Below are 19305 nucleotides of genomic sequence, written 5' to 3'. Positions count from 1 at the left end.
ACTAAAAACAAAAATCTATTTATACTCGTTTACTCCTTCTACAACTGCCTTTTCCGTCAAAGCCATTAATTCTGCAAAATCATAATCTTTTACAGCTAAAGCTTTATGTACCGTAAAACTAAGGTGATTTCCTAAACCAACCGGAAACATACCATAACGAACCATTTTCCATGAATTGTTAATGCTTACCGGAACTACATATGCTGATGGGGCATATTTACATAAAATTTTCAAACCGCTTTGGGCAAACTCTTTTGGTTTTCCGGTTTTACTTCGGGTGCCTTCGGGGAAAATTACAGCAGATCTTTTATATTTTTCGATATATTCAGACAATCCCTTGATTACTGGAATTGCTTGTTTTGGGTCTTTACGGTCAATCAGAACAGATCCTCCATGACGTAAATTGTATGAAACACTTGGGATTCCGCTGCCTAACTCTTTCTTACTTACAAATTTACAATGAAAACGTCTAAAGTACCAAATCATTGCTATGATATCGTACATGCTTTGGTGATTTGATACAAATATTAACGGAACTCCAGTAGGAATTGTCTCTCTGTTTTCAATTTTATAGGTTGTTCCAACAAAATTGGTACAGGTTAAAAGGCAAAGATTTAGATAATCGACACTCTTTTTATGCGCTTGATAACCAAAAACATTTAGGCAGATCCATTGTATTGGATGAAAAACCAATAAACAGGAACTAAAACATAAATAGTAAATTACGGATATGGGATACGAAATTATCTTTTGCATGCTTAAAAAATTAAAGGCCAAAAGTAATAAATATATTTTTAGCGGTATTAAAATTAAAAACAATAACCGTTTTTAGGGTTTAATTGTACCTTTGCCTTATAAAATTGCAACTTTTTTCTGAATTAATGAGCTTCACTTACCCAAAAAACGAACATTTAAAAAGCAAAACTACGATTGGATTACTGTTTTCTGAGGGAAAATCGGTATCAAAATATCCATTACGTCTGGTTTATCGTTTAGCTGAAACTGATTCCGAAGAAAACAGAACTAAAATTGGGGTTTCGGTTTCTAAAAAATATTTCAAAAAAGCAGTCGACCGCAATTACTTCAAACGTGTATTAAGAGAGACTTATCGATTGAACAAACATTTACTGTTAGATAATTTGCAAAAGCCTTATTCTATAATGTTTTTCTATCAAACGAAAGACCGATTATCTTACGAAGAAATCAATACCAAAACGATTCAATTGTTCGAGAAGTTTCTTCAACAAGTAAACAAACCTGCTGATTCTGAAATCAAAGCTGACTTGTAGATCTCGAAACGGAAGTTTATTTATCAAATTAGATTAAAAATTATAAAAAAATTGTAGTTTTAGCTCTAAATTGAAATTTTATGAGATACATTTCCTTTTTGTTTCTGATTGTTTTAGGTCTTACAGGTTGTAGTAAAAACGAAGATGAAGTTTATAATAATATGGCGGTTAGTACCGTCAAAGTTTCTCCAGCTTATAAAAGTGAATCCCTTTCAGATAAAGATGCAGAGATTCCTTCGCCAGAAATTCAACAGAAAATAATAAAACAAGCGTCCCTTCGTTTTGAAACAAATGATCTGGAAAGTACTTTCGATCAAATTGAAACTGCGATAAAAGCCAATAAAGGAAAGGTACAAAATGATTCTGAAGGAAAGGATGATGGTAGCGTTTATAGAAATATAACTGTTCGTGTTCCAAGTCAAAATTTTGATGCTTTCATAAGTTCGGTTTCCAAAGGCGTTTCTTATTTTGAGCGTAAGGATATTTCTTCTGAAGATGTTACGGAAGAATATATTGATTTGAATTCGAGATTAAACACAAAACGCAAACTTGAAGCGCGTTATATAGAAATACTAAAAAAAGCCAATAAAATAAGTGAAATCTTAGAAATTGAAAAACAAATTTCAGCTATAAGAGAAGAGATTGAAGCTAAAGAAGGGCGCTTGAAATATTTAGAAAGCCGTGTTTCTGAAAGCACAATTTCGATTGAATTTTATAAAACTATTGCTCAAAAAGAAGGAGTTAAAATTTCATTTGGTTCAAAAATATGGAGCGCTATTAAATCCGGATTTTTTAGCCTTTCAGAATTCTTAATATCAGTCATTAGCGTTTGGCCGTTTATCCTGTTATTTGTTATACTCGCCTATTTTATTAGAAAAAGATTTAAAAGAAAAAAAACATAATCATGTATCCTTATTTCAAAAAGAAGTTCATTATACCAACTGTTGCTGCAGGATTTTTATTTATTGGAACGAGTTTCAAAGACGATTTCTTTGAGATTGCGAAACAAATAGAAATCTTCACAACACTTTTTAAAGCTGTTAACACAAATTATGTCGACGAAACAAATCCGGGTGATTTGATGGACAAAGCGATTAAAAGTATGTTGGGAAGTTTAGATCCATACACGGTTTATTTTAATGAGCAGGATGTGGTGAATTTTAAAATCAACAATACTGGTGAATATACCGGAATTGGTGCTATGATCGCCAGAAAGAAAGATCGTTTAATTGTTCGCGAACCTTATAAAAATTATCCTGCAGATAAAGCGGGATTAAAAGCGGGCGACGAAATTATTCAGATTGGCGATGTGTTAATTGCCGATTTTAAAGATGATGCTTCGCAATTATTAAAGGGAACTAAAAACACCAAGATTACCATAAAATACCTACGTCAGGGAAAAACCTTAACCACGGTTCTGGTTTTAGATGAGGTTGATATTAAATCGGTTCCGTTTTACGGAAAAATTGATGACAAAACGGGTTATATTGTTTTAGCACATTTTAGTAGAAAAGCTGCGGCTGAAGTTAAAGAAGCTCTTGAAAAACTAAAAGCTGATGGCGCCAAACAAATTGTTCTTGATTTAAGAGGAAATCCGGGTGGTTTACTAAATGAAGCAATTGATATTTGTAATTTGTTTGTTCCAAAGAATGAAGTAATTGTAACTACAAAATCAAGAATTGAAAAACATAATAATATTTATAAAACTCAAAATCAACCGATAGATACTGAGATTCCGTTGGCAATATTAGTAAATGGAAGAAGTGCTTCGGCATCAGAAATTGTATCGGGGGCTTTGCAGGATTTAGATCGTGCTGTAGTTTTAGGAAGCCGCAGTTTTGGTAAAGGTTTGGTTCAGCGTTCTGTTGACTTAACTTACGGAACTCAGTTGAAAGTAACTATTTCTCGTTATTATACGCCTTCCGGCCGTTGTATTCAGGCTTTAGATTATGCGCATAAAGACAAGAATGGTGTGGCTCAAAAAACTGATGCTAAAAACTTTAATGCTTTTAAAACAAGAAAAGGAAGAACGGTTTATGATGGTGGAGGTGTTTTGCCGGATATTGAATTGGATGAAGCTAAAGTGAGCCCGATTACAACTGCGCTTTTAAAAAATGACGGAATTTTTGATTATGCAACAACTTACTATTATAAAAATCCAAATTTAGGCGATAAAATCCCAACAGTATCTGATGCGGATTATGCCAGTTTTAAACAATACTTAAAAGCGAACAAAATTAGTTTTGATACTGAAACTGAAGTGGCGCTGAAAAATACTTTGGCTGCAGCCAAAAATGAAAAAATAGACGAAACGATCGCAGCAGAATATCAGCAGTTATTAAATGCTCTTGAAAAAAGCGAAACTACTTTACTGGATAAAAACCAAAAGGAAATTAAAAACTTAATTCAGGAAGAACTAATCAAAAGATACCAATATCAGGAAGGTTTGTATCAATTTTACATTAAAAACAATTCAGAAATTAAAAAAGCGGTGAGCGTTTTAAATAATCAAACTGAGTATAAAACGATTTTAAAAATGTAGAAAAAATGAAAATTTGTAAAGTCTTATTTCTATTCTTTACGATCAATTTACTGGCACAGCAAAAAACTATCGAAACTATATTTTTTGAGTTCGATAAATTTGATCTTACTGAACAACAGACTGAAGTTGTTACGAATTTTATAAAAACAATTGATACCTCAAAAATTGAGTCTATTCAAATCTATGGTTATTGCGATGATCGCGGCAATGACGAATATAATTTCAGATTATCCCGAAATCGTGCTAATACGATTCAGCAATTATTAGTTTCTAAAGGTTTTAACCAAAGTAAAATCATAATTCTTGAAGGCAAAGGACGGGTTATTATCAAAAAAGATACTGTCGAGAACTTATATGAAACGCGTTCGAGAAATCGGCGGGTTGACTTAATTGCGGTAAAGCGAAATAGTTTTGGGAAAGAAATTCAAAACTCATTCAAAGACAATCTAAAAGTTGGCGATAAAATTACTTTGCACAATATTTTATTTGATCTTGGAAGTGCGAAATTAACGCATCATTCTAAAAATGAATTAGATAAAATTTCAATTGTATTGCAAAACAAGAAAAACATTCAATTTGAGATTAGAGGACATGTTTGCTGTACTCCGGAAATCTACAGTGACGGAATTGACAGGGAAACCAAAGAAAGAAGACTTTCCTGGAACCGTGCCAAATCCGTTTTTAAGTATTTGATGTCTAAAAAAATCTCTACAAGCAGAATGACTTTTCAGGGTTGCGGAAATAAATATCCGCTAGGAAAAGGCGATCAATATGACAGACGTGTTGAATTTTTGATTACGAAGCTTTAATTACTTTCGCTGCATCTCGATATGCGGAATATCATCTTCCAGATACATTTCACTTGTTTGCACGAATCCGTGGCTTTCGTAGAATTTCTTTAAATACAATTGTGCTCCTATTGTAATTTCATCTTTCCCGAAATTTGACTTAATTCCGGCAATAGCTTCACGCATTAAGTCGTGTCCCCATTTTTTATCGCGATAATTGGCATCAACAACTACTCTTCCTATTGATGAATTGTCGAAACTAATTCCTGCATCAAATAAGCGTGCATAAGCGACAATCTTTCCGTCGTATTCTCCAATTAGGTGAAGTGCTTTCTTGTCTTTACCGTCAAGATCCAAATAAACGCAATTTTGCTCTAATACAAAGATTTCACTTCTTACTTTGAGTAAATCATATAACTCGTGAACTGTTAGTGCCTCAAAAGGCTTTATTTTCCATTTTAATTCCATTCTCTATTATTTGAAAAGATCAATTTATTTAAAAAGCTAAATTAAATCAAATTTACAACTGTTTTAAAAAAGATTTATAAATAGAAATCCCGATTACCACATTTAGCAATCGGGATTTCTATTTATTATTTAAATCTGTTTCTATTTCTTCTTCATTATAATTTCCATGCTTTTAAATTCTTCTCCATTTTTAACATCAAACATTTCCATTTTTCGGGTTTTGGGATCAACTATGGTGTAGATTTCTCTGTAAGGTGTTTTTTTACCATTTAGCGGGTTTACCATATCACCTTTAAACTCGGTACTTTTTGTTTTTTCATCATATTTACCAACGGCTACCAGCATACCAGTTCCCATATTATCGATAAATGTAGTTGTATATTCTTTGCTGGCATTGTTGTAAGCAAGTGTGCTTTTACCTTCAAATGGTTGTCCCATCATTTGTCCCTGATAATTTGCTTCCTGATATCTGCCGCCAAGGATCATTTTGATGTTTGCTGTAGAAGTTGCTTTTTGTGGTTTTGCATTTGCTTCTGACCAAAAAGTCATGTCGCAGTTCCAGGTTCCAATTTCATCTGCCATCATTTTATGCGGATTTCCAGGAGTTGCATAAGCTGCCCAAGCTTTCATTTGTGCTACAGAATCTAACGGTTCTTCTGCAACTGGTTGTTTGGTTTTAATCGTATCAGTGGCTGTGGTGGTTTCAGTTTCTGTTTTTACCTCTTTTTTGCAAGAAGCAAAACACAGGACTAAAATCAATAGTGTTACAATAGTTTTTTTCATAATCATCTGTTTTTAAGTTTTTTGTAAAAACAAAAGTAAGAAAAATACGAGTGCTATCTTTTATCTACTTTAACTGATTTTATAATGGCTTCTAATTCTAACATTAAGTCACGTTCCTGATTAGATGGTGAATAGCAAAATCCTTCGATAACTAAAATTCTGTTGTAAGCATAATCAACAATTGCATAATTGATAAATGGCCCGGTCATGAAATCATTTTTCAACTCCCATGTGCCTTTCGTTTCAAAAGTTTTCTTTCCGTTTAAAACTATAGTTGAAAAATAAGGTGCATAAGCTTCGCCGGTTATCATTTGTGTATTGGGTTCACGACCTTTTATATAGCGGCCAACCGAATCTCTCATTCGAACAATATTTCCAACAATGTCTGAACTTTTTGTTAGCCTTGAAATTGGAATTTGATAGATAAGCAAACTTGTATTTCCGCTTATGATTTCCTTTTTAAGCCACATGAAGTTCTTTTTGTGGAGCATATATTCGTAGCCTGCGGGAATTTGCAAACCGATATGAAACTTGTTTTTGATAACGGCAGGATTTAATAATGCTTTGCTGTTATCTTGTTGGATTTTTTGAATCTCGGCATCGCGAATCATCTTGATCATTTGTGCCGAATTTAATTCGATGCTGCAAATAATATCGTCTATAGATTTTCCGTAAATACGAAATGTATGATGTGGTAAGGCTTTGCTGTGTTTTATTTCGAATTTGTCTGTTGCGGCTTTTTTAACCACAATAATACTTCGACTATCGGTTACAAAACCTTCGAGTAGTTTGGCAGGATATTGATTGATTGTAAATAGTGGCTCTTCCTGTGTAAGGCCTAAAACGGGTGAAGCAAATTTATTTCGAATGGTGTCGCCTACTTCTCCATACCACAACTGATCGTCGATGATAATAGAAATGGTGTTTGTTTTACCTGATATGGGTTGAGGCTGCTTTTCGTTTTTAAAACAAGAAACAAACAAACACGAAAGTAAAAGGCATAAAAAATGGGTTTTATTCATTTTCTTAGTTTATGAAATAAAACCCAAATTTAGTTAAGATTTTTTATTATCCGTTTATTTTAAGTTTCATTCCGGGTTTAATATCGCCATCTTTAATGTTATTCCATTTTTTAATATCTGAAATTGTTACTCCGGGATATTTTTTTGAAATACTATATAATGAATCTCCTTTTTTAACGTAATAATCTTCTGTTATATTTTTAGCTGAAGCTGTTTTTTTCTTAAATGAATCAATAGATGATGTTGATGCTACTGCTATATTTGTTGCTGGTGTTTCTTCTTCAAAAATAACCTCTTTACCAACAATTAATGTTTTACCAAGGCTAAGATTGTTTGATGACAGGTTATTTAGCTCTTTTAAATCAGCAACTGATAAATCGAATTTTTTAGCAATACTTCCTAAATTATCTCCGGCAGCTACTACATATTCAATATTTTTACCACCTTTATCATTATTGTTTGCAGATGCAATTGCTTCTTCAGGTTGTTTTCTGTCTATTTCAGGTGTAACTTTTAATTCTTTTGGATTTTTTACAATCGAATCATTGTTTGATTTGATTTTTAAAGTTTTACCAAGTGCAATTGCATTTCCTTTAAGGTTATTCCATTTTTTCAAATCTAAAATAGAAACATCATATTTGTCTGCAATTGTTCCCAGGTTATCACCTTTTCTAACTTTATAAAACTGAACTTCAGATGCTGCTGCAACGGCATTATTAAGTTGCGCTTTACCTTTTGGAGTTACTTTTAAAGCTAATTGTTTTGGAAGTCCTTTGTGTTGTGACTGATAATTTACGTAAGCATAAATTTTGTCTTCGTTGTTTACAAAAGTGGCAATTTTATCTTTCGGCAAACGTAAAAAGTGTGGTTCATTTTGATAAAATGGTACAACGTTTAGTTTATATGAAGGATTTAAAAGTTGTATTTGTGATTGTGGCATGTCTAACAAATCTGCAATTTGTTTGAAAGACATTTGATTCTTGATTTGAACTGTATCTGTTTCAAAGTTCTTAACAACTGCTCTTTCCGGATTGATTCCGTGTTCTTTGTGGAATTCAAAAAGGTACATTGTCGCAAGAAAAGCGGGAACATAACCTTGAGTTTCTTTTGGAAGATGGTTACGAATATCCCAGTATTTTGTTTTTCCTCCGGAACGACGAATCGCTTTGGTAACGTTTCCAGGACCAGAATTGTATGAAGCCAAAACAAGCTCCCAATCTCCAAAAATTTTATACATTTTGGTCATATATTCTGAACAGGCAGCTGTAGCTTTCATAGGATCGCTGCGTTCATCAATATACGAATCGATTTTAAGATCGTACTGTTTTCCTGTTCCGTACATGAATTGCCAAATTCCTGTGGCGCCCATGTGAGAAACTGCTTTAGGATTTAAAGCAGATTCTACCACGGCTAAATATTTAATTTCTAAAGGAACGTTTTGTTTCGCAAAAGCATCTTCAAATATTGGGAAATAATATTCTGATAAAGCCATTAATCTAGAGAACGATTTTTTACGATTCTTAAGAAACGACTTTATTATGTTTTCTAATCCTTGATTATATTCTATATCAAAAGGCGATTTCTCATTCATAACCTGAAGTCGCTGTTTAAGCAACTCAGTTGGTAATTCTTCATCAACAGTAACATCTGTATTGATGGTTTGAATGTCTTTCGTTAAATCATCGTAGATATCTAAACTTACTAATTCATTCATCCAAAGACTGTCTACGCGAGTACACATTTTGTCTTTTTGAAATGAGTTTTTAACAGAATCTAAATACGATATTTTTAAATCCGGTTTTATCTGTAAATCAGCTTTAGCAACATCTTGTGCAAAGCCAACCATTGACAATAAAACTGAGACTCCTAATGATAGTTTCCTTATAATCATATAACATTTTTTTAAAATTCTATAATTCAAGTCATTACAGACACTTTACTTTTGCAAACTTAAGCAGTTTATTCGTGTAAGGTATCCAAAAAAATGTTAAAAGTGTTTTTTAATCCAAAATCGCAGCGATTCCTGGTAAGACTTTTCCTTCTAACATTTCAAGCATAGCACCGCCTCCCGTAGATACATAGCTCACTTTATTTTCGAATCCAAATTGTTTTACAGCGGCAACAGAATCACCACCTCCAACTAATGAAAAAGCTCCTTTTTCTGTAGCTTCTGCAATATAATCACCTAAAGCGATTGTTCCTTTTGCGAAAGATTCCATCTCAAAAACACCTAATGGACCATTCCATAAAATAGTTTTTGATTCTAAAATTACTTTTTTGAAGTTTTCTAAAGATTTAGGACCTGCATCAAGACCTTGCCATCCGTCAGGAATTGCTGTTACATCTACAATTTGGGTATTTGCTGTGTTTGAGAAATCATCTGCAGCAACTACGTCAACAGGAATATGGATCTGAACTCCTTTTTCTTTAGCTAATCTTAAAATTTCAAGTGCTAATTCTAGTTTGTCATCTTCGCAAATAGAATCACCAACTTTGCCACCTTGTGCTTTAACAAAAGTAAAAGTCATTCCACCTCCAATAATCATGTGATCTACTTTATCTAAGATATTTTCGATAACGGTGATTTTAGATGAAACTTTAGAACCTCCAAGAACTGCAGTAACTGGTTTCTCGCTATTTTTAAGTACTTTATTTAAACTTTCAATTTCTTTTGCTAATAGAGTTCCGAACGTTTTATCGTTTGGAAAAAATTGTGCAATAATTGTTGTTGAAGCGTGTGCTCTATGTGCAGTTCCAAAAGCATCGTTTACATAAATGTCTCCAAGTGAAGCCAATTCTTTTGCAAAAGCAACATCTCCAGCTTCTTCTTCAGCATGAAAACGTAAATTTTCTAATAATAGTACTTCTCCAGGTTTAAGGTTTTTTGCAGCAGTTTGAGCTGCTTCTCCAACACAGTTTTCAGCAAACTGAACTGGAACTCCTAAAATTTGAGAAGCTGTTTTAAGAATATGTTTTAATGAATATTTTTCTTCTACTCCTTTTGGTCTTCCTAAATGCGACATTAAGATTACGCTTCCACCTTGCTTTAAAATAGCATCGATAGTTGGTTTAGCTGCATCAATACGTGTTGCATCTGTTACATTAAAGTTTTCATCTAGTGGCACATTGAAGTCAACACGGATGATAGCTTTTTTATTTTTAAAGTCGAAATCGTTTAAAGTTTTCATTTGATAGTTTTTTAATTTTTTGAAAGAATAACAAATATAGAACTTTTACAATAGTATTAAATTCATTAAATACAAAAATAACCTATCAATAACAACGAAAACGTTGTAAATCATGAAATAAAAACAAACTAATAGGGAAAAGATGAAAAATGCTACATTCCCATTAACAAATAAAGCTTACTGTTATGTTTAACAGTAAGCTTTATTGTAAAGGTTATTATTTAGTCGTGAACCGGGCTTTGCGTACAAGGACAGTTACTAATTGAACCGAATAAATCTATTCCGATTGTTATCGAGTGTGTACCTGTATTATAGTTCCCAAGATCGTTGAACATTACCTGATAAGAATATCCGAAGTAAAATTTAGATTTCATGAAACCTAACATTGGTCCTACAGATAATGGTTTTGGGAATTGGTCATTCAAGAAACGATATGAAACTCCAACCCAGTAGTAATCTTCGTAACGATTATAACGTCTGTATTTGAAGTTGAAATCGGTAGTAGAACGTCCATCACTTGCAAAGTATTGATAGTACAAAGATGGTTCGTATTCGATACGGCTGTTTTCTCCATCTTTCAAAACAAATCCTGTATATACCTGATAGTTTGAAAGTAATGATGGTTCAACTCCTCTGTATTTATCTGTGTTTTTCTTTAAAACGTTATTCGCATTAAAACTTAAATAAAATGCTTTATTACGATACAAAGCACTAATGTCGAAGTTGTTATTTGAATTATAGCGGTTATCGGTAACTGAAGGATCGATATTTACCGGCATACCGCCACTATTTGCATCATTTGTAAATTTATCAATATCAACTTTAAACGTATTGAAGTTGTATGAGATACCAAAAGATAAATATTGCTTTGAATAATAATCTAAGATAAGGTGATGTGCAAACGAAACCTTAGCACCAGTTTGTCTGGTGTTTCCGTTACTGTCATTATACAATGAGATTCCGACTCCGGAACGATCCAGAATTCTAAAATCAGCATACAACGATTGGTTGTCAGGGGCATCTTTAATTCCTACCCATTGGGTAAGACCATTTGCTCTGATTCTAAGATTGTCACCAATACCCGCAAAAGCAGGAGAGATAACAAAAGGGTTGTCTGCCAAATACTGCGTAAACACTGGTAGGTTTAACTCTTGGCTGTAACCTGATGTTACAGCCATGAGTACTAAGGATAAAATTAATTTTTTCATTGTAATAATTTTTTTAGATAACATAGTCTGGGGCTCAAATTTGTTATCTGTATAGTGTGAAATGTCCAACAAACTCTCTATCATCTTTCTCGTCATTTAGTTTAAGAACATACCAGTAATCACCTGTTGGCAATTCTGCTCCGTTGTATCTACCATCCCATTTTTCACCTACGTGATACTTAGCAACTACTCTACCGTATCTGTCGAAGATATCGAATGTTAGGTTCTTGTAAGCTAATGCACCACAACCAGGGCCTATTAGAGTATGATCGCCATTACCTCCGTTAGGTGTAAAGTAATTTGGTAAACAGAAGTCGATGAATTTACCTTCTATATCTATAAATTCTTCACAACCGTTTTGATCTCTAACAACTACTCTGTAAATACGGCTTTCGTAAATTCTGAACTCATTAGATTCTGTAAATGGTCCACCGTCGAAGCTGTATAGATAAGGTTTTCTACCTCCTGCAGCTTGTACTCTGATTATGTTAACCTCTGCTTTACTGCTCTTAGTAATATCTACAAGGGTAAGTTTAGCAAATCCTTGAATTGTAAATTCAGGAGTTCTCTTCTCACATCCGTTTGTATGTCTTACTAAAATAGTATGCGGGCCAGGAGCAAGATCTTTAAATACAGGTCCATCAGGATTAATCACTCCAGTATTATCCAGAGAGAAATCAAGATCAGCAACATCGTTACTGTCATCAAAAATCACTGTTGTTGTATTCGTTTCACAACCGTAAACTGTTTCAGTAGTAGTTGGATCTATTGTTACAGAATTTGGTGTTTCAACAACAAGTTCCATAGGTCCACAACCATAACTATCTGTAAAGTATACTGTATGCTTACCTCCTTTTAATCCACTAAATGTGTGCGAAGTACCTCCAGGTCCATTAGCAGGGACAAAAGCAGTTTCATTATCGATACGTACAAAATAACCTGGCTTACCTCCAAAGATATCAACTTTAAATGAAGCGTTATTTTCTCCTGCACATAACTCCGGTTGAATAGATGTTGCATCTAAAGTTGCATAAAGTAAATTACCATTTGCAATTGTGAAATTATATATTCCACCACATAGATTTTCATCTTTAACATAAACCTGATAATCTCCAGGAGCTAATTTGTCGAAAACAAATTTCGAATCAAATTTATCAAGATCCGGTGAAATTGAGTATTGAATATTACCTGTACCACCTGTTGCAATAATTTCGATAATACCATTGTTTGCTCCGAAACAAGTAACATCTGTTACATGTGGTGTAACTGTTACAGGAGTTGGCGGCTCGCTGATTATTATTGCATCACCTGTTTTACTACAATCATGACTATCTACTTTTACATGGTATGTACCCATTGGTAAGTTTTCAAATGTTCCGTTAGTCTGAGCTGGACGAATAACATTATTAGTAGTACCAAGCAATGTATAAACATAATCTCCTAAACCACCAACTGCTTCAGCAAATATTGATGCTGTTGCGTCTCCCTGACATCTAACTACTGAACCAGATTTATCTATGATAAGATCTAGTGGAACCAGAGGTTCTATAGTTATTGGTGCAGTAACAAATGATTTACATCCGTTAGCATCTCTAACATAATAGCTGTATGTACCAACCGGAACATTAAATGGAGCTGTTGTCGTTGCGAATGTTCCTAAAACAATTGCAAAATCTTCAGTCGCACTATATGTGTAAGGAGGTGTTCCTCCGCTTGCGCTTAATGTAAGCTGTGCAAGTGTCTGACAAGTTTGTTCTCTTGACTTAACTAATGCCGGTTTAACTAATGTTGGCTCAGTAATTACAATTTCTGCAGATGAAGTTGCTGTACAGCTAAATCCGTCAGTTACTGTTACTGTGTATCTTCCTATTCCTAATCCGTCAAAAACAGGACTAATTTGAGGTCCAACAGTTGTAACAGGGTTGTTTGAAAGTACTGTTAACGTGTATAAGTAATTACTTCCTTGACCACCTGTAGGAGGAGAAACTCTAATTACTCCACTCTTATCTCCAAAACATGACAACATTGTTGCATCTGCCGCAGCTGTAAATGCTATTGGAGTTGGAATCGCTAAGGTTACTGTTGTTGATACAGGACATCCTTTGCTATCTCTTACATTAACTGTATAAGTACCTGCTCCTAAGTTTTCAAATGTTGCTGTAGCAGAGTAATCTGAGATTATCGTAGTACCGTTTAGTACTAATTGATATTCATAACTAGTATCCCAACCACCTTGTGCAGCAGCATAGATAACTCCGTCATTATTACCTGCTTTACAAGTAATCTCATCTTTTTCAGTTGTTACAGTTAAAGCTGTAGCAGGCTGATCTATACTAAACACAGTATTAACTGTACATGTAGGACTTGCCACTAATCTAGCAATAACAGAATACTGACCAGCTGCTAAGTTCGAAATTCTAAATGGACCTGCATCTGTTGTTGTTCCAGTAATTGTTGCAGTACTTGGGAATGGACCAGTAACTGTATAATTGAAAGGTCCTGCATCATTTGTTGGATCTAATTGATTATCAACAAAAGTTAAATCTACGCTTCCGTTTGTTGTACCGAAACAAATTTCTTTTGTAAATGGTATCGCTTTAATCTCAAATGTATTAGGTTCTGCAACATAATACGCTTTTTCTAAGCTACAACCCGTTGCTAGGTTTGTAACCGTGATTATATAGCTTCCTACTGTTAATCCAGTGAAATTACCATTTGTTTTTGTTTGGTTATAAGCATTATCTGTGCCTTTAACTGTATAATTAAGTAACGCTGGTGTTCCTCCTGTAGATGTTACTGTTATAGTAATATCTTCATTAGAGATACAAGTTATTGCAACATTTGAAACGTTAATTGCATCTAAACGAATGAATGCTCTAACTGGCATTGCCGTGCTTGTACCTGAACAACCTGCATCATCAGTAACTTTTACAGTGTAGCTGCCTCCTAAGTAATCCGTTTCAGTATATACTGTTTGTGAACCACTTTGAACTGAAACACCATCTCTGAAGAACTCATAATTTGTATAAGTTCCAGATCCTTTAGTTACAGTACCTACTGTTACTGTAGCATAGTTTGAAGTATTTGTACCGGCTGCACAACCATATTGTACAACTATCGGAGTAGCTACAACAATTGGATCGAACTGGTTAATTCTAATATCTTCAGAATCTTCACATCCTCTACCTGAAGTAACTGTTACAGTATAATCTCCAGCCTGAAGGTTGTCAAATGTTGAATTCGTTTGGTTTGGTCTGATAACCGGAACTCCTAAAGCTGTAGTTCCTGTTAATCTATAAACGTAAACCGGGTTATCATTAACTCCTGTTGAACTTGCGTCTAAAGTAGCAGTGATTGAACCATTACTGCCTCCGTTACATGTTACATCTATTTTATCTAAATGCAGTCCTGTAATTGTTGTAGCAGGAGCTACGAACACTGTTGTTTGGACAGCACATCCAGTAACAGCATCTCGAACTCTAATAATATGAGTTCCAGGAGTAACATTATTGAATACTGCAGGAGTAGTTGTAATAGTAACTCCACCATCTAAAGTATATCTATAATTCGCACTTGCTGAACCACCACTTGCAGTAGCTCTTATAACACCATTATTTGTAACAACACAACCTGGTAATGCTGTAATTGTATAGTCTAATTGTAATGCTGGTAAAATAGTTACAGGAGTAGCTACTGTTACTTCACATTGGTTAGCATCTCTAACAGTTACTGTATAATTTCCTGGTGCATTTACTGTGAAAGTATTGCTTGTTTGGAAACCATTACCGATACTGTATTCGTAAGGTGCAATACCATTACCTACTGTTACCGTGAATGTGTACTCTCCTGTCGCAGATGGACATTGTTGAGTCGCAACATTTGTAGTAATATTATTTGGCAACGGATCTAGTACAATTGTAATTGGAATAAATGTTTCACAATTTTTAGAATCGATCACATAAGCTTTCCAATTTAAACTAACTGCAGGATCTAAAACAGCATTGTTACTATTTGTATAATCTGCAGCTGTTGGCGAAGCCGTTGCAGCTGTAATAAATGCATATTTATAATCTGGAGTTCCTCCGGCTGCTGTTACAGTAACCTGAGCACCTGATTTACAATTAGCATGTACGTTTTTAGTTTCAGCTAATGATAATGCCGTTGGCTGACCTACAGTTACTGAAGCAGAAGCTGTACAACCTGTGATATTGTCTCTAACCTGAACTGTGTATGTTCCAACAGGTAAATTAGTTAAAGTAACCACTTTACCAACCTGAGTTAATGTACCCGTAGTTGGACCAGCTGTTAACGTAGCTGTATAAGTACCTGCGAAATTATCTACATCAAATTTCACTGAACCGTTTGCTTCTCCGTTACAAACTACATCATTTATTAATTGACCTGCAGTTGTAATATTGATTAAAGCATCAATTGTATATGTTGCTACATCTGTACAACCATTAGCATCTGTAACTTTGAAAATATAAGTTCCAGCAGGCAATAAATTAAATTGTCCGCTTGTAGCTCCTGAAACATTTGAAACAGCGCTTGCAGGGGATGTAATCTCATAATGTAAAGCTCCAACACCATGACTAACTGTTACAGTAACTGTACTAGTTGTATTTGCAGCTGGTGTACACCAGATTGGTGTTCCAGAAACATTATCTATTGTTGGTGGATCAAGTGGCTGAACAGTTACACTTGCCGGTACTGCGATTATACACAGATTGGCATCTCTAACTGAAACGGTAACATTACCTGATGCCGTTGTTGTATAGGTATTTGTTGAACCATAACCACCACCGTTAAAACTATATTGGTATGGTGCTGTTCCCGTTGTTGGATCTACAGTAACTGTAACCGTAGCTGCCTGAGTTGAATTTCCAGTTCCACAACTTAATGCAGTTGTTACCGTAGCTGTTGCAGCTAAAGCTGTTGGCTCTGAAATCGTAACCGGCAATGTGATCGTAACACACTCTTTTGCGTCTTTAACAACGATATTGTGTGCTCCAGCCGCTAAACCTGTAAATATATTTGATGTTTGGAATGTTCCTCCATCTAATTGATATTGGTAAGGTGCTAATCCGTTTGCAGCAGTAACTACAATACTACCATCTGAACCTCCTGTACAACTAACATCATTTTTAGTAGCTGTTGCTGTTGGAGTTGTTCTTGGCGTTACTTCTACCGAAACTGAAGTTGCCTGACATCCCTGACTATCTGTTACTCTGAAAGTATATGTTCCAGGAACATTAGTAGTATAAGGCTGTACGGTAACCGCAGTGTATGCGCCATTATTATAACTCACTTCAAATGTATTGTACGTTAAAGTACCCTGAGTTGCTAATAATGTTATGCTTGCATCACCTGCACAAGTATAATCCTGTGTTAATGTTGCTTTTAATAATAATTGTTGTTTTAACTCGTAAGCTGTTGACGTCACACAACCATTACCATCTCTAATAGAGAATGTGTAAGTTCCTGGTGCATTCAATACAAAATTAGGGCTAGATTGGTAGTTGTTACCAATACTGTACATTGGCACGCCAACATAAGTTCCTGTAATTGTAATTGGTACCGGACCTCCCATATAACAATATGGAGTTGCAGGTGTATCAATCGTTGGAAGTGCATCTGTAGCAATTGTAAAACTGTAAACAGCAGGACAATTGTTTGCATCTAATACATAAGCATCCCAAGCTGTATTTACTGTTGGATCTAAAACAACACTTGAAACAGTGTCATAATCTGCTGCAACAGGAGTCGCTCCGCTTTGAACAAAGGCATATTTGTAAGCTGGAGTTCCGCCAGCAGCAGAAACCGTTACTCTTGCACCAAAGTTGCAATTAGCATTTGTATTGCTTACCAGACTAAGAACAACAGGGGTTGGCTGCGTTACAGTGATTGAAGCCGTAGCTGTACAACCTGTAATGTCATCCGTAATTTGAACTGTGTAAGTTCCAGGTACCAGACCTGTAACATTTACAGTATTTCCTGTTTGAGCTAATGTACCTGTTCCTGCAGTTAACGTTGCAGTATAAGTTCCTGCATAGTTTGCAGCAGTAAACTTAACAGCTCCATTATTTCCTCCGTTACAAGTAACATTGCTTACTAACTCACCTGCAATAGTAATGTTCGTTACAGGTTTAACGATGTAAGACTTCTGATCTTTACAACCATTAGCATCGGTAACTTCAAATAAGTAAGTACCATCTGTCAAGCCTGTAAATATTCCACTTGTAGCTCCTGTAACGTTTGTTGTTGCACTTGCCGGTGAAAGTATTGCGTAATTTAATGTACCAACACCATTAGTAGTCGTTATTGTAACGGTACTTGTTGTGTTAGCTGCCGGCATACACCAGATTGGCGTTCCTGTAATATTTGTAATCGTTGGCGGGTTAAGTGGCTGAACAGTTACACTTGCCGGTACTGCGATTATACACAGATTGGCATCTCTAACTGAAACGGTAACATTACCTGATGCCGTTGTTGTATAAGTATTTGTTGAACCATAACCACCACCATTAAAACTATATTGGTATGGTGCTGTTCCCGTTGTTGGATCAACAGTAACAGTAACTGTTGCTGCCTGAGTTGAATTTCCAGTTCCACAACTTAATGCAGTTGTTACCGTAGCTGTTGCAGCTAAAGCTGTTGGCTCTGAAATCGTAACCGGCAATGTGATCGTAACACACTCTTTTGCGTCTTTAACAACGATATTGTGTGCTCCAGCCGCTAAACCTGTAAATATATTTGATGTTTGGAATGTTCCTCCATCTAATTGATATTGGTAAGGTGCTAATCCGTTTGCAGCAGTAACTACAATACTACCATCTGAACCTCCTGTACAACTAACATCATTTTTAGTAGCTGTTGCTGTTGGAGTTGTTCTTGGCGTTACTTCTACCGAAACTGAAGTTGCCTGACATCCCTGACTATCTGTTACTCTGAAAGTATATGTTCCAGGAACATTAGTAGTATAAGGCTGTACGGTAACCGCAGTGTATGCGCCATTATTATAACTCACTTCAAATGTATTGTACGTTAAAGTACCCTGAGTTGCTAATAATGTTATGCTTGCATCACCTGCACAAGTATAATCCTGTGTTAATGTTGCTTTTAATAATAATTGTTGTTTTAACTCGTAAGCTGTTGACGTCACACAACCATTACCATCTCTAATAGAGAATGTGTAAGTTCCTGGTGCATTCAATACAAAATTAGGGCTAGATTGGTAGTTGTTACCAATACTGTACATTGGCACGCCAACATAAGTTCCTGTAATTGTAATTGGTACCGGACCTCCCATATAACAATATGGAGTTGCAGGTGTATCAATCGTTGGAAGTGCATCTGTAGCAATTGTAAAACTGTAAACAGCAGGACAATTGTTTGCATCTAATACATAAGCATCCCAAGCTGTATTTACTGTTGGATCTAAAACAACACTTGAAACAGTGTCATAATCTGCTGCAACAGGAGTCGCTCCGCTTTGAACAAAGGCATATTTGTAAGCTGGAGTTCCGCCAGCAGCAGAAACCGTTACTCTTGCACCAAAGTTGCAATTAGCATTTGTATTGCTTACCAGACTAAGAACAACAGGGGTTGGCTGCGTTACAGTGATTGAAGCCGTAGCTGTACAACCTGTAATGTCATCCGTAATTTGAACTGTGTAAGTTCCAGGTACCAGACCTGTAACATTTACAGTATTTCCTGTTTGAGTTAATGTACCTGTTCCTGCAGTTAATGTTGCAGTATAAGTTCCTGCATAGTTTGCAGCAGTAAACTTAACAGCTCCATTAGTACCTCCGTTACAAGTAACATTGCTTACTAACTCACCTGCAATAGTAATGCTCGTTACAGGTTTAACGATGTAAGACTTCTGATCTTTACAACCATTAGCATCGGTAACTTCAAATAAGTAAGTACCATCTGTCAAGCCTGTAAATATTCCACTTGTAGCTCCTGTAACGTTTGTTGTTGCACTTGCCGGTGAAAGTATTGCGTAATTTAATGT

12 protein-coding genes are annotated in these 19305 nt (G+C 35.2%); 4 read left to right on the top strand and 8 right to left on the bottom strand.

All coding sequences use genetic code 11. From position 1 onward, the window contains the following. Window positions 1-15: 15 nt before the first annotated feature. Entirely contained in the window at window positions 16-756 is a 741-nt protein-coding gene (locus GKZ86_RS20985) for a 1-acyl-sn-glycerol-3-phosphate acyltransferase (protein WP_154785018.1), read from the bottom strand. A 125-nt stretch (window positions 757-881) separates the two neighbouring features. Here GKZ86_RS20985 and rnpA point away from each other — a divergent pair, with 125 nt between their 5' ends. The 4 genes from rnpA to GKZ86_RS20965 all read left to right on the top strand — a co-directional run bounded on the left by rnpA (window position 882) and on the right by GKZ86_RS20965 (window position 4640). Continuing rightward, complete coding sequence (gene rnpA / locus GKZ86_RS20980; RefSeq protein WP_154785017.1) at window positions 882-1289, top strand: ribonuclease P protein component; 408 nt, start codon at window positions 882-884, stop codon at window positions 1287-1289. Window positions 1290-1369: 80 nt separating this feature from the next. Then, the gene (locus GKZ86_RS20975) at window positions 1370-2191 is read left to right on the top strand and encodes a DUF4349 domain-containing protein (protein WP_154785016.1); all 822 of its coding nucleotides are present in this window, start codon (window positions 1370-1372) and stop codon (window positions 2189-2191) included. Between the two features lie 2 nt (window positions 2192-2193). After that, window positions 2194-3831 carry a S41 family peptidase gene (locus GKZ86_RS20970; protein ID WP_154785015.1) on the top strand — a complete coding sequence of 546 codons (1638 nt, stop codon included), beginning with the start codon at window positions 2194-2196 and terminating at the stop codon, window positions 3829-3831. Window positions 3832-3836: 5 nt separating this feature from the next. Continuing rightward, the gene (locus GKZ86_RS20965; RefSeq protein WP_154785014.1) at window positions 3837-4640 is read left to right on the top strand and encodes an OmpA family protein; all 804 of its coding nucleotides are present in this window, start codon (window positions 3837-3839) and stop codon (window positions 4638-4640) included. Here GKZ86_RS20965 and GKZ86_RS20960 read toward each other — a convergent pair whose 3' ends face one another. From GKZ86_RS20960 to GKZ86_RS20930, 7 genes are all read right to left on the bottom strand, one after another. Further along, on the bottom strand, window positions 4641-5087 hold the full coding sequence (locus GKZ86_RS20960) for a GNAT family N-acetyltransferase (RefSeq protein WP_154785013.1): 447 nt from the start codon (window positions 5085-5087) through the stop codon (window positions 4641-4643). Window positions 5088-5228: 141 nt separating this feature from the next. Then, entirely contained in the window at window positions 5229-5870 is a 642-nt protein-coding gene (locus tag GKZ86_RS20955; protein ID WP_154785012.1) for a DUF1579 domain-containing protein, read from the bottom strand. A 53-nt stretch (window positions 5871-5923) separates the two neighbouring features. Continuing rightward, the gene (locus GKZ86_RS20950; RefSeq protein ID WP_154785011.1) at window positions 5924-6892 is read right to left on the bottom strand and encodes a DUF4837 family protein; all 969 of its coding nucleotides are present in this window, start codon (window positions 6890-6892) and stop codon (window positions 5924-5926) included. A 46-nt stretch (window positions 6893-6938) separates the two neighbouring features. Next, window positions 6939-8783, bottom strand: a complete 1845-nt coding sequence (locus GKZ86_RS20945) for a LysM peptidoglycan-binding domain-containing protein (protein ID WP_154785010.1) — start codon at window positions 8781-8783, stop codon at window positions 6939-6941. A 109-nt stretch (window positions 8784-8892) separates the two neighbouring features. Beyond that, entirely contained in the window at window positions 8893-10080 is a 1188-nt protein-coding gene (gene pgk / locus GKZ86_RS20940) for a phosphoglycerate kinase (RefSeq protein WP_154785009.1), read from the bottom strand. A gap of 221 nt (window positions 10081-10301) precedes the next feature. Beyond that, the gene (locus tag GKZ86_RS20935; protein WP_228526580.1) at window positions 10302-11288 is read right to left on the bottom strand and encodes a type IX secretion system membrane protein PorP/SprF; all 987 of its coding nucleotides are present in this window, start codon (window positions 11286-11288) and stop codon (window positions 10302-10304) included. Between the two features lie 43 nt (window positions 11289-11331). Then, the coding region (locus GKZ86_RS20930) for a T9SS type B sorting domain-containing protein (RefSeq protein WP_154785007.1) at window positions 11332-19305 on the bottom strand (7974 nt) is incomplete at its 5' end.

It is taken from the genome of Flavobacterium sp. LC2016-13, from assembly GCF_009707955.1.
Taxonomy (GTDB): Bacteria; Bacteroidota; Bacteroidia; order Flavobacteriales; family Flavobacteriaceae; genus Flavobacterium.
The sequence above is the reverse complement of the archived record's forward strand: the minus strand, read 5'-3'. Positions and strand labels throughout refer to the sequence as shown.

Coding starts and splice junctions, on each gene's coding strand:
- GKZ86_RS20985 (WP_154785018.1), bottom strand. CDS start 756: ATGCAAAAGATAATTTCGTATCCCATATCCGTAATTTACTATTTATGT.
- rnpA (WP_154785017.1), top strand. CDS start 882: ATGAGCTTCACTTACCCAAAAAACGAACATTTAAAAAGCAAAACTACG.
- GKZ86_RS20975 (WP_154785016.1), top strand. CDS start 1,370: ATGAGATACATTTCCTTTTTGTTTCTGATTGTTTTAGGTCTTACAGGT.
- GKZ86_RS20970 (WP_154785015.1), top strand. CDS start 2,194: ATGTATCCTTATTTCAAAAAGAAGTTCATTATACCAACTGTTGCTGCA.
- GKZ86_RS20965 (WP_154785014.1), top strand. CDS start 3,837: ATGAAAATTTGTAAAGTCTTATTTCTATTCTTTACGATCAATTTACTG.
- GKZ86_RS20960 (WP_154785013.1), bottom strand. CDS start 5,087: ATGGAATTAAAATGGAAAATAAAGCCTTTTGAGGCACTAACAGTTCAC.
- GKZ86_RS20955 (WP_154785012.1), bottom strand. CDS start 5,870: ATGAAAAAAACTATTGTAACACTATTGATTTTAGTCCTGTGTTTTGCT.
- GKZ86_RS20950 (WP_154785011.1), bottom strand. CDS start 6,892: ATGAATAAAACCCATTTTTTATGCCTTTTACTTTCGTGTTTGTTTGTT.
- GKZ86_RS20945 (WP_154785010.1), bottom strand. CDS start 8,783: ATGATTATAAGGAAACTATCATTAGGAGTCTCAGTTTTATTGTCAATG.
- pgk (WP_154785009.1), bottom strand. CDS start 10,080: ATGAAAACTTTAAACGATTTCGACTTTAAAAATAAAAAAGCTATCATC.
- GKZ86_RS20935 (WP_228526580.1), bottom strand. CDS start 11,288: ATGAAAAAATTAATTTTATCCTTAGTACTCATGGCTGTAACATCAGGT.